The 17860-nt window shown below is 46.0% G+C and carries 4 protein-coding genes; all 4 read left to right on the top strand.

Annotation, left to right across the window (positions count from 1 at the left end; genetic code table 11):
* Positions 1–56 precede the first annotated feature (56 nt).
* A complete protein-coding gene (locus N473_RS09035; protein WP_196766383.1) occupies positions 57–815 on the top strand; it encodes an SDR family NAD(P)-dependent oxidoreductase in 759 nt (252 codons plus the stop codon).
* A 90-nt stretch (positions 816–905) separates the two neighbouring features.
* The gene (locus N473_RS09030; RefSeq protein ID WP_063367624.1) at positions 906–9935 is read left to right on the top strand and encodes a non-ribosomal peptide synthetase; all 9030 of its coding nucleotides are present in this window, start codon (positions 906–908) and stop codon (positions 9933–9935) included.
* Between the two features lie 3 nt (positions 9936–9938).
* Complete coding sequence (locus tag N473_RS09025) at positions 9939–17207, top strand: non-ribosomal peptide synthetase (protein WP_063367623.1); 7269 nt, start codon at positions 9939–9941, stop codon at positions 17205–17207.
* 12 nt (positions 17208–17219) lie between these two features.
* A complete protein-coding gene (locus N473_RS09020) occupies positions 17220–17732 on the top strand; it encodes a DUF2141 domain-containing protein (RefSeq protein WP_063367622.1) in 513 nt (170 codons plus the stop codon).
* Positions 17733–17860: the final 128 nt, after the last annotated feature.

Below are 17860 nucleotides of genomic sequence, written 5' to 3'. Positions count from 1 at the left end.
AAAAGCACAGCCGTGCTTTTGGCGTGATGTGGCCTTTAAAGAGAAGAAGCATAGTAATGGAAACAATGAATATTGATGGGGCTCCATTAAGAGTTTTGGTGCTTGGTGCAACCTCAGATCTCGGGCAGAAAACCTGCCTTGATTTAGCAAATAAAGGTTACGAACTCCTATTGATAGGGCGAAATGAAAAAACCTTAGGTGCGTTGGCCGAATCTTTACCTGGGCAGCATAAAATGGCGGTGGCTGATTTGAATATGCCAGACGATTTGACGCCACTCATTATCGATAATGCCAAGCAACATGGTGCATTTAAAGGGGCTGTATTTTGTGCAGGTGTACACGCGATGACCACGCTACGCCAATCGAGCTATGCTGACTTTGAGCAGATTTACCGCGTTAACTGCGGCGGTGCGCTGGCCATGATTAAGGCATTTACGCGCAAAAGCGTGAGAAATACAGCGGGTACAACTTCACTAGTTTTGCTGTCTTCGGTCAGTCAGTCCGCTGGTGAGGCGGGCATCTCCGGCTACGCGGCCAGTAAAGGGGCGCTAGGCAGTTTAAGTCGTTGTGCAGCGTTGGAATTGGCTAAAGATCGCGTACTGGTCAATTGCATTGCCGCTGGCATGATCCAAACCAAGCTCAATGATGGCTATCAAGGCATGGCGCAACCGGGTCACTTTGAAAAGCTAGCCAGTATGCACCCGCTAGGATTTGGCTCACCAGAGCATGTTTCAAAAGAAATTATTAACTTATTAGAAAGTGAATGGACAACAGGTAGCACTGTGTATGTCGATGGAGGCTATACATGTGCCTAATCACTGACAGCATTCAGCTAAATCATAACGCTCGCGGCGTTGAACGCCTTTTTATGCCATCACAAAAATAATAATGGAAGTATAAACCCAATGCGTAACGAACATTCTCAATCACTGTCTCAGCGCCAACTACAAGTTTGGCAAGGGCAAGAAATTGCACCAACTAGCCCTGTTTTTAATGTTTCTAGTGCACTAAAAATTACCATGGACGATTGTTTTGAACAGCTACAAAATGCACTTGTTCAATTACAGCAACGTCACCCAGTGATCCACAGTAAAGTCGAGCTGACAGCGGATACCCCTAAACTCATTTTCAAAGAGGGCGCTGTGCTGTGGCAAGCTATGGCGGACACCGCGTTTAGCGCCTCAGAACTGTGCGATCAGTATAATGCGCAATTCATTGATACCAGCGTGCACAACTTTGAATTTTTCTATCAAGTACTGACAGACTCTGAGGTCATAGTGTTGATCAAAGGTCACCACATAGTGTGTGATCAGTGGTCTTTACAAATTTTAGTGAATGATTTACTGAGACTCTTATCGAGTGAGGATGACAGCTCAGCACTCACACCAGATATTGAATATTACGCTGCCAAAGAGCAAGACTTTGCAGACGTGCAAGTGAGCCCTGTGGACTTTATCATGAAAAAGCCACACAACACTGATGTCAGTGATGACGTTGCTGTATTATTAGACAATACCACTGAGTGCATTGAGTCAATCAAGCAAGTGGCTGCTGAGCACGGTATCAGCCCTTACTGCGTTATTCTTGCAAGCACCATTTTAACGGTGAGCCGTTTAACTAACGATGAAGACGTCACCATAGGCGTACCGATCGCCAGAAGAACGCGAAAAAATCGTTACTTGTTAGGCCATTATGTTGATTTAGAAGCGTTGTCTATCACTGCGGTTCATCAAAAGTCACTGATTGAATTATTACAGACCATCAATGAGCAGCTGAGCGCACTGCTTTTGAATAAAGCCCCATCAGGCTTGAGCAGCAAGAACATCAATGTGGTGTGTAACTATCTTGCACAGCTAAAAACATCTCATATTATTCCGGGCTTGATGCAGGTGTTGGCAGGCTTACCTGAACAGCAGATCCGTTTGGGTGAAGATAATGCGGTCACAGTGGAAGGTGTGCTGTTAACGCCGGTTGTGGCACAGTTTGAGTTAGACTTTACGTTATTTGAAACAGGTTCACAGTTGCTGCGTAAAATTGTTGCGGCAGACGCGCAGTTTAATACACAGGCTTTGCAAGAAATTGGTGAAATACAAAAACGGTTTATTACGCATCTAGCGCAAGATGATGCCCATCAAATATGTGGCTGTATCAGCACGCTGACTGAGGCGCAAACACAACTGATTGAACACCAGTGGAATGACTTCCCTGCAAAATACCCAGAGCACAATTTAATCGATGGTTTTGACTTACAAGTTGCACAGTACCCTGAACGTGTCTCTGTGATCACGGCAAGCCGTCAAATTGATTATCATACCTTGAGTGAATACCGCTATGGTATTGCCTACCAAGTAGCATCTAAAGCTACTAAGCGCGGTGAATTGGTTGCTGTCATGTGCGAAAAGAGCGAATATCAAGTCGCCGCATTGCTTGCCATTAATACCGCAGGGTGTGCTTATTTGCCAATTAACGTGGCGTGGCCAAATTCTCGAATTCATCAGGTTTTATTAGCCGGTGGCGTACAGCAGGTATTAATTTCGAATGCGTTATTTGAGCGTATTCAAAATGAGCCGTGGTTAAGCGAATTCCAATTCACTTTAGTTGAGGAGGCCGCCGCAAACAGTGCGCAGGCAGATAGCCTATGGCGAGAAAGCTTAGCCTTGCCTCTGCCGCATGAGATTGCGTATGTGATCTTCACATCGGGCAGTACTGGCCAGCCAAAAGGGGTGGTGATCACCCACGAAAGTGCCATGAATACCATTTTTGCTGTTAATGCGCGTTTTGAGGTTATGCCAGAAGACCGTATTTTTGGCATTTCGGATTTGAGCTTTGATTTATCTGTATACGATGTGTTTGGTGCCTTGGCTGTGGGGGCTGCGATTGTGCTGCCTGAGCAAGATAAAGTGCAGGACACAGATCATTGGTTAGATATGGTCGAAGCGCACCAAGTGACAATTTGGAATACAGTACCACAGCTTGCACAACTGCTCTCAAATGAGCAAACATTACAAGCACGCAATGTGGATAGCTTGCGTGTTTACATGATGAGTGGAGATTGGATCCCACTGCGCCTACCCACGCAGCTAAGCAATATGACACCTCATGCCACAGTGATGAGCTTAGGTGGTGCCACTGAGGGCAGTATCTGGTCAATTTGGCATGAAATAAAAACAGTTGAGCCGGATTGGCAGAGCATTCCTTATGGTTTGGCAATGCCGAACCAAGCTATGTGGGTGCTGGATCAATATGGCAATCATTGTCCTGCTGGTATTTTAGGTGAAATTCACATTGGCGGCATTGGAGTCGCTCAGGGCTATTTTAATGACCCAGAGCGTACTCAACTTGCATATTTTGAACATCCTAAACTTGGCCGACTATACCGTACTGGCGACAATGGTTGTTGGAATGAGAAAGGCTATATTGAATTCAAAGGCCGTAAAGATTTTCAGGTAAAAGTACGTGGCTACCGTATCGAAATGGGCGAAATAGAACACTGCTTATTAAAACGCCCAGAAATAAAACACGTTGCGGTGATTGATAAAGAGCACAATCAACAAAAAGCGCTGGTTGCTTATCTTGTTGGAGAACTTAATGCATCGATTGATTTAGATGATGTGAGACAGTTTGTGGCACAGCAGTTGCCAGAGTACATGGTGCCAGCTGCTTTTGTGGTTATTGATGCATTACCTTTGACTCTCAATGGCAAGTTAGACAGAAAAGCATTACCAGAGCCTAAGTTTAGTGCCAGTACTGAATACCAAGCACCGCGCAATGAATTAGAGACAGAACTCTGTGACATCTGGCAAGGTGTACTGGGTCTTGAAAAAGTGGGCATAAACGATAACTTCTTCCAAATCGGTGGCGACTCAATCGTCAGTATCAGTTTGGTATCAGCCTTGAGACGCGCGGGCTACTCCCTTAAGGTGAAAGATATTTTTGTCGCGCCAAGTGTGGCGGAGTTGGCTGAATTTATTACCGAGAATGATGATGTCGCGAAAGTGGAAGTACTCTCAGAGCAAGGGGTTTTATTAGGTGATTTTGACCTGCATCCAACGCAAAGTTGGTTCTTTGCACAAAACTTTGCCAATGTGCACCACTTCAACCAAGCATTTAGCGCCTATTGTCCGAATGACTTATCTCATGATGACCTAAATGAGGCGCTAACCACACTGAGCTATCAGCATGATATGTTGCGCAGCCGAAGCATTGTTGAGCGGAAAAACCGCTATTGTGAAGAAATATTGTTTGAATTAACTGAGCTGGATATTTCGCTGCTGGACGAGGTACAAGTTCGTGAGAGCTTGAGCACTTTACAAGCCAGCTTGGATATTTTTGTAGGCCCGACATGGCGTGTGGTCAGACTGAAAGGGCATAGCGATGGCCGCGATAGACTGTGTTTTATTTTCCATCATTTAATTGTAGATACCGTCTCTTGGGGCATTTTACTTAACGACCTTGAGCAACTTATTGCTGGACAAAGCCTGTTGGCAAAGCAAACCAGTTATCGTCAGTGGGTTGAGGGACTGGCGCAATACGCAGCGCGTAACCAAGCGCAAACGACTTATTGGTCTGAGGTGTTAGCAGGACAGCCAAGTCCACAGCCTTTACATGCAATGCAGAAATTATCCTTGTCTTTATCGGCCGAGCAAACAGAAATTTTGCTACAGCAAGCAGCTCAAGGCTATAACACGCAAACGCAAGAGTTGTTACTCAGTGCGCTTGCCATTGCCATGGAAACTGTATTTGGGTCAAAGTCTCATCATATTATGCTCGAAGGCCATGGCCGAGAAGCCATTGATGATGCACTAGAAGTGAACCAAACAGTGGGTTGGTTTACCAGTTTATACCCAGTTAAGATCGAATGTGCACAATCTATAGAGCAAACCATTGCTGCAAACAAAGACATGCTGCGCGCTATTCCTGACAAGGGCATTGGTTTTGGTGCGCTGTATCAATTTGACCCTGAAAAGTTACCTGCGCCGCTGCCAAAAGTATGCTTTAACTACCTTGGGCAGTATAAAACGGCTGAACCTGCTCATTGGCAAATTACCGGAGAGCCTGTTGGCGCAGCGGTTAGCGCTGACAATGACAGTGATTTAATGCTCAATGTGTTGGGATTAATTAAGCAGGATGCGTTGAGCATTGAGGTTGAATCCAGACTTGCGCCAGCGCAAGGTGCGCAATTTGTCCGTGCTTTTGAGCGTGCACTTGAGCAGGTGATTGCTCAAGGTGTGACGGCGATGCAAGCAGGCGGGGTGAGCACGCCAAGTGACTTCCCGCAGGCGCAGATTAGTTTTGAGCTGCTGCAAAACCTCCAGTCACAGGCTCCTGTAGAGGCTTTATATCCTGCCAATAGTTTGCAACAAGGTTTTATTTATCATGCCTTACATCAGCCAGATGATGATGCATACCGAGTACAATTGTTGGTGGACTATCATACTCAGCTAGACCTTGAACTGTATCGAGCAGCTTGGCAGCTAGCGACAGATAAACACCCAGCGCTGCGTATGGCATTTAATTGGCAAGCGCAAATGCTGCAAGTGATCAGCCAAAAGCTGGTGCTCAATGACGCGCATTTCAAGGTGGTAGATCTAACTACTTTGCCTGATGGTGAAAGCGCGCAAAAAATGAATGAGCTACTCACTCAAGATAGGCTCACAGCGTTTGATTTGGCAGCGCCTGGGCTCTTTAGAGTGGTGGTGTTCAAGCACAGCGACACCCATTATAGCGTCCTAAAAACGGAGCATCACAGCATTGGCGATGGCTGGAGTGTCGGCAATCTACTGGAGACGGTCAACGGTTTTTACAACCAGCTGAAAGCCGGTGAACAGCCCGTTATCCAACATGACAGTGCATATCAAGCCGCGCAGGTATACCTGTATGAAAACAAAGACAAAACGGATGCATTTTGGCAGCAAAAAATGCCTGAATTTGAGCATGCCAATGATGTTAATTACCTGCTGAGCCAATCATTTGATTTAGCCAATGAGCGCGTCATCACTGAACCTGCACGCAGTCAGTTTGTGATTGCAGGTGATGAGTTTAGTGCGTTAAATAAAGTGTGTAAGCACGCAGGTGTGACACTCAATGCTGCCATGCAATTTGCTTGGCACAAGTTACTGCAAAGCTATTGCCAAGATCAGCAAACAATCGTTGGGACCACAGTATCTGGTCGAGATATGCCAGTTGCGGATATTCATGCAAGTGTAGGTCTGTTTATCAATACCTTACCTCTGGCGGTAAATTGGCAAACGGATGCAACGATCGCTCAAATGATGTCGCAAATTCAGCTGGGAATCGCCGATATTAATACCCACAGTGGTGCAGAGTTATCTCGTGTGCAAAGCCAAGGGGATGCGTTATTCCATACCTTATTTGTGTTTGAAAATTATCCAATTCCAGAAGTGCAAGAAAGTGATGCTGAGCGCGTGGAACAGGCAATGCAGTATCGTGAGACGCGTGAGAAAAGTGATTACCCGATCACCGTTATTGTCACCGCCACACCGGAGCAGGTTGAGTTTTCTTTAAATTATTGTGCACGGCAAATTGATGCACCTCAGGCTGAGCAATTAATCGCGCAGCTGCAAATTATCGTTCACGCCATCGCTACTGAAGTTGAGCAGCCACACAGTCAAATTAGCTTGCTGTCAAAGCAACAAAGCCACGAGTTGCTGATGCAAATTCAGCCGCAAATTGCGCCACTGCCTAAGCGTGGCAGCTTGAGTGAGATTTTTGCCGAACAAGTGCAAAAGTGCCCAAATAATACAGCGCTTAAGTTCCAAGACAAAGCGCTTAGCTATCAAGCATTAGATACACAGTCGACGGCATTGGCCAAGGCGATTTTAGCGCGAGATCCGAGTATTGCCTCTGCCACAAGCCAAACGCCGGTTTACATTGGTCTGTATTTTGCGCCCAGTCTTGAGTTATTGGTGAGCATGATGGCGATATTAAAGCTTGGGGCCACCTATGTACCTTTGACGCCAGAGTATCCAAAATCACGTAGCCAGTTTATTTTGAGCGACACACAAACGCCAATATTACTCTGTGAAGCAGGATTAGAGGCGGACCTTTCGCAAGTAATCGATGGCTTAGATACATCTGTACAAGTACTCAGTTATGATGAACTCAGTCAGGAAGAAGTGGATATCGACTTGTCTGTGGTGAATACTACGGCAGATGATTTGGCATACGTGATTTACACATCAGGCACCACAGGACAGCCGAAAGGCGTGATGCAACCGCATCACAACGTGGTACGACTGTTTGATTCTTGTGAGCAAGCGTATCAGTTCACCGAGCAAGATGTGTGGGTGATGTACCATGCTTGTACCTTTGACTTTAGTGTATGGGAAATTTGGGGCGCACTATTACACGGCGGCTGTCTTGTGATCCCTGACAAAGCCTGCACCCGTGATCCGCGTGAGTTCATTACTTTGTGTCAAAACCAAGGGGTCACGGTATTAAACCAAACGCCGAGTGCTTTCTATTCGTTTACCGATACCGCAGTATCGCAAGGTGCCCAGCTACCTGCGCTGCGTTATGTGATTTTTGGTGGAGACAAGCTTAATATGGCACGCCTTGCCCCTTGGTGGCAGGCCTACGGTGATACGCAAACCAAATTAATTAATATGTACGGCATCACAGAAACCACCGTGCATGTGACATATCAGGAACTCTCACCGGATAATAATCAGCACCAATCACTCATTGGCCGCCCACTGAGTGACATGTCAGCGTATGTACTTGATGCCAACCAAAACCTCGTGCCAGTTGGAGTTGTGGGTGAATTGTATGTTGGTGGAGCAGGTCTTGCGCGAGGCTATTTAAACCGCGAAGAGCTGACCCGTGAGCGCTTTATTGACAATCCATTTGCCGCGCAATTACCAGCTTCTCAAGAATCCCGCTTGTACCGCAGTGGTGACTTGGTGCGCCGACTTGCGGATGGTCAGTTAGAGTACATTGGCCGAAATGATGAGCAGGTTAAGATCCGAGGCTTTAGAATCGAGCTGGGAGAAATTGAAAACATTCTCATTGCACATCAAGATGTGAAGCAAGCAGTTGTGATCCCGCGATTGCTGCAAGGCACACAGCAACTGATTGCGTATGTGGTATCACAAAGTGAAACCGCACTTAACCATGACGTGCTACGCACGTATTTAGCTGAGCAACTGCCCGAGTACATGGTGCCCAGCGCCATTATGGCCATTGAGCAAGTACCGCTGACTGTAAACAACAAAGTCGATCGCAAAGCCTTACCAGATCCTGTATTTGATGCACAAAGCGATTATGTGGCACCGACCACTGAACTTGAGAGCCAGCTGTGTGATATTTGGCAGGCGTTACTTGGCCTTGAAAAAGTGGGGATTGATGAGCACTTCTTCCGTATCGGCGGCGATTCAATCATTAGTATTCAATTGATGTCGCAGCTGCGCTTATTGGGTTATACGCTCAAAGTGAAAGACATCTATGAATCACCGACTGTGGCGCAATTGGCGAAAAAGCTTGAGCAATTGCCGCAAGCCCAGACAGTACAAACAGAGCAAGGAGTACTAACAGGTGAGTTTGATTTACTGCCTGTACAGTCTTGGTTCTTTGACTTAGGTCTGTCGCACCCTAATCATTGGAACCAGTCATTTATGCTGACGGTACCTGAAGCTTTAACCACGTCGCAAATTGAGCGGGCATGTCAGGCTTTGGTTGAGCACCACGATATGATGCGCGTCCGTTTTGCGCCGCAAGGTGATAGTTATCGTCAATCTTATTTATCTCTTAACGAGTTAGATTTGGCTGCTTGGTGTGGTGTCGCTCAGTTAGATGTGACAGGGCTTCCTGATACACAAATTGGTGAGCAGCTGAGCCAATGGCAGCAAAGTTTTGATCTTAAAGATGGGCCGTTATTTAAGCTGGTTCACCTGCAAGGTTATGGCGATGGTGTTGCGCGGATTTGTTTTATTTTCCACCATTTAATTATTGATGGCGTGTCGTGGCGGGTGTTGTCACAAGACATGCAAACCTTGCTGACAGGTAAAACATTGGCTGCAAAAACCAGCAGTTATCGCCAGTGGGTTAATACCATGCAAAATTACCCAACAGATCACAGCAGTGAGTTAAATTACTGGCAACATGTGGTTGAGCATAGCAATGAACTCAATGTTACTGAATCTGTCAGTGAACATTCCCTGTCTTTGTCGGTTGAGCACACACAAATGCTACTGAGGCAATCAAACGAAGGCTACAACACGGAAATCAATGACTTATTGTTAGCTACGCTGAGCTTAACTTTGCCGCAAGTATTATCTGGTACAGAGCATGTGATCACTTTAGAAGGTCACGGTCGAGAAGACATTGATGAGCACTTAGATGTATCGCAAACCCTTGGTTGGTTTACCAGCTTATATCCAGTGAAGTTAACAGCGTATGACGACCTCTCTACGACGGTGGTGCAAACCAAGGAAATGTTGCGCGCCGTGCCGAACAAAGGGGTAGGTTATGGGGCCTTTTTCCAAGCAGGCCACATTACTCAAAAGCTGCCACTTATTAGCTTTAACTACTTAGGTCAATTTAATAGTCGTGCTTCGGGCGCAGAGAGTTGGCAGATTGTTCAAGAATCTTGTGGGCAGTTAATTGGCGAGCAAAATGAGATGGCATTGATGCTTAACATTAACGGCATGATTGACTCTGACCAACTGATGTTTTCAATTCAGTCGCGTCTAGGCCTGCAGCTCAGTGCTGATTTTGAACGCTACTTTGCGACAAACTTGCAACATGTAATTGAACATACCGCACATATTGCTGAGCAGGGCGCAGTCGCCACCCCTAGTGACTTTATTGCCAATGACTTATCCGTAGAGCATCTAGCGCACTTAAACAGCGTACTCGAAGAGGCTGATTTGGATGAACAAGACGGTACCTGCGACGACAACATCATGGAGATTTAAGCAATGTTACTTATCAAGGAAATCAGTGCACATAACCTGTCTATTTGGGCAGAGCAAGGTAAGTTAAAACTGGCTTTTGGCAAAGCGTCTCCGGATCCGCAGCTGGTGAATAAAATCAAAGCCAATAAGCCAGAGTTAATTGCATTTTTGAGTGAGCAAAACATTGACTCGGCGACAGCGTTTAAGCGTTATATCCAGAGTCAAACTGCGCCCTCGCGTGGTATTGAGTCGGTAAGTCCGGCAAACAGCTTGCAACAAGGGTTTATTTATCATCATTTGAACCAGCCAGACGATGATGCGTATCGCGTGCAAATGATGTTGGATTATCAAGAGCCACTGAACGTGCCTTTGTATCAAAAGGCCTGGGAGTTAACCTCTTTAAGATTCCCTGCGTTGCGTACTTTTTTTAACTGGGATGAAGCCCTTTTACAAATTGTCTCACCCAAAGCGAGTATTGATTGCAATAGCTTTTATTATGAAGATTTTAGTGCATTAGGTGAAGTAGAGCGCGCTGCAAAGATAGATGCGTTGCAGCAAGCGGAGCGCGCAAAAGGGTTTGATTTGTCAAAGCCGGGCTTGATCCGCATTTCACTTATCAAGCAAGCAGATGACTTATACACCTTACTAAAAACGGAGCATCACAGCATCAGCGATGGCTGGAGTGCGCCTTTGTTGCTGCGCAGCGTTCATGAGTATTATGAGCAGTTACTCGGAGGCACAGTGCCGACGGTCGAGGTGGAAACAGCCTACTTAGCAACGCAGCAGTATTATCAGCAACACCAAACGCTAACACAGCAGTATTGGCAAGAAAAGAAACAACAATTTGAAGGGGCAAATGATATTTCAGGAATGTTGAGTGCGCCCCTTGATTTGACCAAGCCGATGCAGGTCACAGAACCTGATACGCAACAATTGATGATAACGGGTGCTGAGTTTCACGCACTCAAAGCCATGTGCCAAAACGCTGGGGTGACACTCAACGTGGCATTACAATTTTGTTGGCACAAGCTGATCCAGGTTTATGCGGGCGATGAACAAACTACTGTAGGCACCGTTGTCTCGGGGCGTAACTTGCCAGTCGAAGGCATCGATAACAGTGTCGGTTTGTTCATCAACACCTTACCACTGCAAGTGTTTTGGCCACAAGATGCGTCTTGTGCGCAAATCATGGCAGAGATTCAGCTGTCGATTGCGTCACTCAACAGTGCCAGTAGTGTTGCATTGGCTGAGTTACAGCCACAAGGTGAGCGGTTATTCCATACCTTGTTCACCTTTGAAAATTACCCGATAAATCATCAAGGTGATACGCGTAAGTGGCAGCTCAAAAAGGTGGTTGAGAAAATTGATTATCCGCTGTCCCTTGTTGCGACAGAGCAAGGGGATACGCTCGATATAGCCATTAACTACAGTGCAAATTGGCTTGATGCTGACAAAGCGAGCAAGCTGGTATCGCAGCTTAAAGTGCTGCTTGAGCAGCTGGTGGAAGCGCCAGAGCAACCGCATCAGCAATTAGGGTTGTTGACATCTGCAGAGTGTGAGGCAATCACGCAGCAGTGGCACTGCCAACAAGCACACTTTGAGTTTGAAAACGACATTGCAGGCATGATTGCCCAGCACGCTCAGGCAATGCCAGACAAGGTGGCTGTCAAAGCAGGGAAAGTTCAATTAAGTTATCACCAACTAAATGAGCGTGCTGAGCATTTAGCAAACACCATAGTGCAGCGCCTAGCTCAGCAAGGTGAGTCGGTGCAAGCCGATACCTTGATTGGACTGTATTTGAGTCCAAGTGCTGACACTCTGGTGGCCATGTTGGCGGTATTGAAGCTAGGAGCTGGATATGTCCCCATCTCACCTGATGCCCCAGAAGATAGGGTGCACTTTATTCTGGCGGACACAGACACGCGCTTGGTACTGACGCAATCAGAGTATGCCCATCGGCTAGATACTTGGCTGACTGGCACTGATGTTGGTTTTATCAGCTGTGATAAACCCATGTTGGTGGCGAATAACCCACAAAATTTTGCTGAGCGTCGCAGCCGCATGAGTAACATTGCGTATGTCATTTACACCTCGGGCACCACAGGCAAGCCAAAGGGTGTAATGGTAGAGCAAGCGCAGGTACTTAATTACTTTTTTGGGGTGCAACGTATTTTATCAGATGCCCTTGAAGTATGTGATTTTTCGACCAATTATTGCTTTGATTTGACCGTGACAACCACTTTATGCCCACTCATGGCAGGTGGCACTGTGTGTGTTTATCAGGATGATATTGCCAATGTGTCGGCATATCAGGCTCATTTGACAGACAACCTAGTGCGTTTTGTAAAAACTACGCCAAGCCTTGCCAACCTCTTATTGTCTGACAGTGAGATAACCTTGCACAGCTTAATGGTGGGCGGTGAAGCGCTGACTAAGTCTGTGATCGATAAGCTCTCGGTGGTCACGGAGGCATTGATTGATGAATATGGTCCAACAGAGGCGACAGTAGGTGCCATGAATAAGCGCGTTGACCCAAGCCAAGTGGTCAATGGTATCGGGCATGCTTATCCCAATGTAGCACTGTATGTTTTGTCATCGGCACTTAAACCTGTGCCAGTAGGTGCAATCGGTGAGTTATATATCGGTGGGGCAGGTGTGGCAAGAGGTTACTTAAATCGTGATAATTTGACACAATCGCGCTTTATTCAAAATCCATTTGCCAGTAGTGATGATCTGTACAATCAGCGGATTTACAAAACGGGTGATTTAGTTCGTTGGCTCGACAATGGTGAAATTGAATATCTTGGGCGTAATGACAACCAAGTCAAAATTCGTGGCTACCGAATTGAGCTTGGTGAGATTGAGCACGCCATATGTGACGTTGAGGGTGTTCAAAGTGCGGCCGTCATTGCGGATAAAGGCCATGCAGATGGTGCGTTACATGCTTATTGGATAGGTGGCGCAGATAGTACTGCCTGTGAGGAAAGTATTAATGCATATTTAGTGTCAACATTACCAAAATACATGGTGCCAGCCAGCTATACACAATTAGATGTGTTCCCTTTAACAGGCAATGGTAAGTTGGATGAAAACGCTCTGCCCATTCCTAGTCAAAGCGTTAAACAGAGTTACAAAGCGCCAAGCAGTGAGCTTGAGTCGACCTTATGTGCGCTTTGGCAACAGGTGCTCAATGTTGAAACTGTGGGTGTGGATGATAACTTTTACGAGTTAGGGGGGAATTCAATTACGGCGATTCGTTTATCTGCGGCCAGCCGCAAAGCGCTCAAGCGTGATATTCCACTCGAAATGCTGTTCACCCATAATACCGTCGCCAAACTGGCTAACGTCATTGATGCGTCACAGGCCATTGTGATCCCTCGCAGTGCCGCGGAATCTTTACCGCTGTCATTCGCACAGGAACGATTACTCTTTATTGATAGTTATGAAAAAGGCAGTAGCGCGTATCATATTCCAGCCTTGTTTGAAGTTGGTGAGTCGCTAAACCTGGATGCTTTTCAAAAAGCACTTAATCAAGTTGTGGCTCGCCATGAGGTATTAAATTCGGTATTTAACACCCAAGATAACGGCATTTTAAGTCAGCACACATTACCATCAAATATCGCTATTGTGCAGCACTCGGTGGCGGATGAAGTAGCCCTTGAGACACTGGTTTTTGAACTGGCCTCAAAACCATTTGAGCTATCGCAAGATAGCCCAATGCGGGTGTATCACATTAGTCGTGCACCCACCCAGTATTTGCTCTTTGTGTGGCACCATATCGCATTTGATGGTTGGTCGACGTTTGTATTTACTGAAGAGCTAACGAAAGCGTATCTAGCAGCGTTGAATGGTAAAGCAGCTCAACTGCCAGATCTGAGTATCCGTTATGCGGACTACGCAAAATGGCAAAGAGATTATCTGCAAGGTGAGACATTAAGCAAGTTACAAAGCTATTGGAAAGGCGCGCTGCAAGGGTTTGAAACACTGGAATTGCCTTATGACAGGGCAAGACCAAGCCAAGTGAGCTATGCAGGTGATAACCTTGATTTAGCCCTAGATAAAACGCTGTCCAAGCAGGTTAAGGACAGTGCTAAAGCACAGCAAACCAGTGTGTACACTGTGATGCTGAGCGCCTTATATGTCACTTTGAGCAGTGTATCTGGGCAGCAAGATATTGTGGTTGGTACGCCTTCGGATAACCGTCATCATAGCCAAGTGCAGGCGCTGATCGGATTTTTTGTCAACTCGATGGCGCTGCGCAGCCAAGTTGATAAAAACAGGAGGGCGAGCGAGTTTATTCAGCACACGCATCAGCTGGTTACCCAAGCGAAAGTGCATCAGGATTTACCATTTGAGCAAATAGTGGAGCTGTTGGCGTTAGAAAGAGACAGCTCGCGCCATCCTATTTTTCAGGTGATGTTCAGTGTGCAGAGCATGAGTGCCGAGCAAATTGTGCAGGGTGATTTGCAGTTAAAGCCAGTGCTAAGCGATAAGCTCAGTGGCAAGAGTGCGAAATATGATTTGACCTTAGTCGTTGATGACAGTACCGAGCAGCTGAGTTTGCAGTTTAACTACGCGACCAGTTTATTTGAGCAAGCGACCATCGATGCATTTGCACAGCGTTATGTTCGAATACTTAAAAGCATGCTGGCGGCGCCTGCTGACGCGTTGCAGCACATTAATGTACTGAGTGACGCTGAGCGCACACAAGTATTAGCACAATTTAATCACAAGCCCGTGCATACACCAAGCTCACTCTCTATTCATCGTATTTTTGAGCGTGTAGCCACCAGGCGTGGCAGTGACATTGCTGTGGTGTGTGGCGATGAGCAATTGACATACCAGCAACTTAATCAAAAAGCCAATAAGCTTGCTCGATTTATCCGTCAGGCCTATGAAATAGACCAAAAGTCCACAATCAAACCGGATACTTTGATTGCGCTCTATTACCCACAAAATATCGATATGGTGGTGGCCATTTTAGCGGTGCTCAAAGCAGGCGCTGCTTATGTCCCGCTGTCGATGGATAACCCTGATGAACGCACGCGGTTTATTGCCAGCGATGCAAATGTCTCTTTGGTACTCACCCAAGCGGACTATCATGCTGAGCTATCTGGTATTTTTAATACGGACTCGGGGCCGAGTATCTTAGTTGCAGAGCATGTCGGTGGTGAGAGCATCGAGAATTTGGACGTGGATACGGATTTAACGAGCTTGGCGTATGTCATTTATACCTCAGGAACCACGGGCCAACCTAAAGGGGTTGAGATTGAACACCATGCGGTAAATTCTTTTGCACTGGGCAACAATTATTTGGATGCGACTAAGGTGCGCCGTATTGCCAGTATGTCGTCTTATGCATTTGATGGATTTATTTTTGATGCCATGTTCAGTTTGCTCAATGGCTTGTGTGTGCATTTAGTGGATAAATACACGCGACTCTCACCCGAGTTATTTGCTCAGTATATTGAAACACATAAAGTTGATGCGAGTTTTATGACCACCGCATTATTTAATGCACTGGCAACCAGTGGACAGCTTAAAAATAGCCCGCTTAAGCACATTTTGTTTGGCGGCGAGCAGGTTAATTTAAATGTGGTGAATGCCTTTAAGCAAAGTACACCGCAGGTGAAGCTAAGTCATGTATATGGTCCGACAGAAACCACAGTGTTTGCCTCTGTTTGCCATCTTGATGATAGTCGAACCAATGCGCCTATTGGTCACGCCTTAACAGGCAAAACCTTGTACGTATTAGATCCGATGGGTGAGCCAGTTCCTGTGGGTACACCAGGTGAGCTTTACATTGGTGGTGAAGGGCTTGCAAGAGGGTATTTAAACCGTCCAGATCTCACGGCAGAGAAATTTGTTAAAAACCCATTTGTAGAGACTTCAAAAAACAGCAATATCGAACCTCGCATGTATCGCACTGGAGATATTGTAAAGTGGCAAGCTGATGGCAATATAGAGTACGTTGGTCGAAACGATAAACAAGTTAAGATACGCGGCTTTAGGATTGAGCTGGGTGAAATCGAAAGTGCCATTTGTAGCGTTGCTGGTGTGAAGCAAGCTGCGGTAATAGCAACGCAAAACGGGACTGAAAAGTATCTCGCAGCGTATGTTGTGAGCGACGATACCGATGCTGATCAAGCAGAGCAGATCATGGGATATTTGCAGACTGCCCTGCCTGATTTTATGGTGCCTTCAGCGATGACGTTACTTGATAAAATCCCGCTTAATGTCAACGGCAAGCTGGATGTAAAGTCTTTGCCAGAACCTAATTTTATTAAAAGTGATGAATATGTAGCGCCACGCGATGCCCTTGAGCTTAAGTTATGTGAGTTATGGCAATCAGCACTAGGTCACTCGCAAGTTGGGATCAGCGATGACTACTTTAAACTCGGCGGGAATTCAATTGCAGCGATTAAACTGACACAAGTGATAAATCAAACCATTAACTGTAAGCTCTCTGTGGCTGATTTGTTTAAATCTCCAACCGTACGAGGCCTTGCAAGTTTGGTACGTAATCAAGCGCGTGATGGGCAATTAGTGAAACGTTTAAATGATTTTAGTGACGGCTTACCAACGCTTGTGATGATCCATGCTGGTAGTGGTGGCTGTGAGGTTTATCAAGGGCTTGCAGCAGAGTTAAGCGGATCGTTTAATTGCTTAGGCGTGGACAATTATAATCTCATTAATGACGAAAAAATTAGTCAGTTAGATGTGCTTGCCAAGGTGTATTACGATGAGGTTCGCGCCCATATTGAACTTGATAAAGTTTGTCTTTTAGGCTGGTCACTGGGGGGCAATATCGCACTAGAAATGGCGGGTTTATTTGAAAGAAACCACAGCGCTGACATAAAAGTGCTGCTTTTAGACACTATTATCAAGTCAGGGAAGCTCAAAACGCTGACGCAAGAATTTGAGTCTGAAAATGAGCAATTATTTGTTGCCCGAATGCGTGAGCTTGGCCACGAGATAGGCAGTATCGACGCGATGATCAAAGCGCGTAAAGCAGAAGGACAGCTGGATTTATGTCCTTTGAGCCGTCCGCTAAAAACGGCTCAGGTGCATTTATTTAAAGCAGGTCAATATGAGGCGCAGGTGTCGGATGCGCTGACACGTGAATGGTCACAAACGCTAGATGCTATTTCGGATAACAACGTAGAAGCATTTATCGGTGGTAAAGTGGATTGTACTTTACTCAAACAGCGACACCATGGTGATATCATACAAAGTCACGCTGAAATCAAGGCCGTATTGGAGCATGAGTTTGGTTTTGGCAATAAAGGTTAAAAGGTATTTTATATGAAAAAGGTATTGTTATCGTCATTGGCGCTTACGGTGTTAGCGGCTTGCTCGTCTACCTCTAACATGAGCGTGAATGAAGTAAAAGGTGCGCCGACTGAGGTCCGTATTATGGTGAATCAGGTGGCAAGTACTGAAGGGCAGTTGTTAGTGTATTTGCATGACAACGCGGATTCCTATTACAGCGATGATAACTACAGCGCGTCGAGTATCAAGTATTTTCACCGTATGGTGGTTCAGCCAAGCATTCCGGCAACAGAAGTGGTGCTAGAAGGTATTCCTGCAGGTAAATACGCCATCAGTGTCGTGCATGACAAAGACAGTGATGGCACGCTTGATCGCATGGTATTCCCATTTATTGGTATGCCAAGCGAGCCATATGGGTTATCTAATGACGCATACAGTGCGTTATCTAAAGGGGACTTTGAAGATGCGTTGGTTGATATTGCGAACCAGCCGCAGCCAATTCAAATAAACTTAGCAACGCATTTGACTAAAACCTTTGGTGGTTAAGTATTGGTAATTGATATTTACCTGAACATATTTTTCCCGGGCTCGTCCCGGGATTTTTGTATTTGAGCTAAGTTAAATAAATCCTGAGTCGAGTTCAGGACGACGGATTTAGTTAATGGGGAGCTCTG

Origin of the sequence: Pseudoalteromonas luteoviolacea CPMOR-1 (assembly GCF_001625685.1) — a bacterium.
Classification (GTDB): domain Bacteria; phylum Pseudomonadota; class Gammaproteobacteria; order Enterobacterales; family Alteromonadaceae; genus Pseudoalteromonas; species Pseudoalteromonas luteoviolacea_K.
The sequence above is the reverse complement of the archived record's forward strand: the minus strand, read 5'-3'. Positions and strand labels throughout refer to the sequence as shown.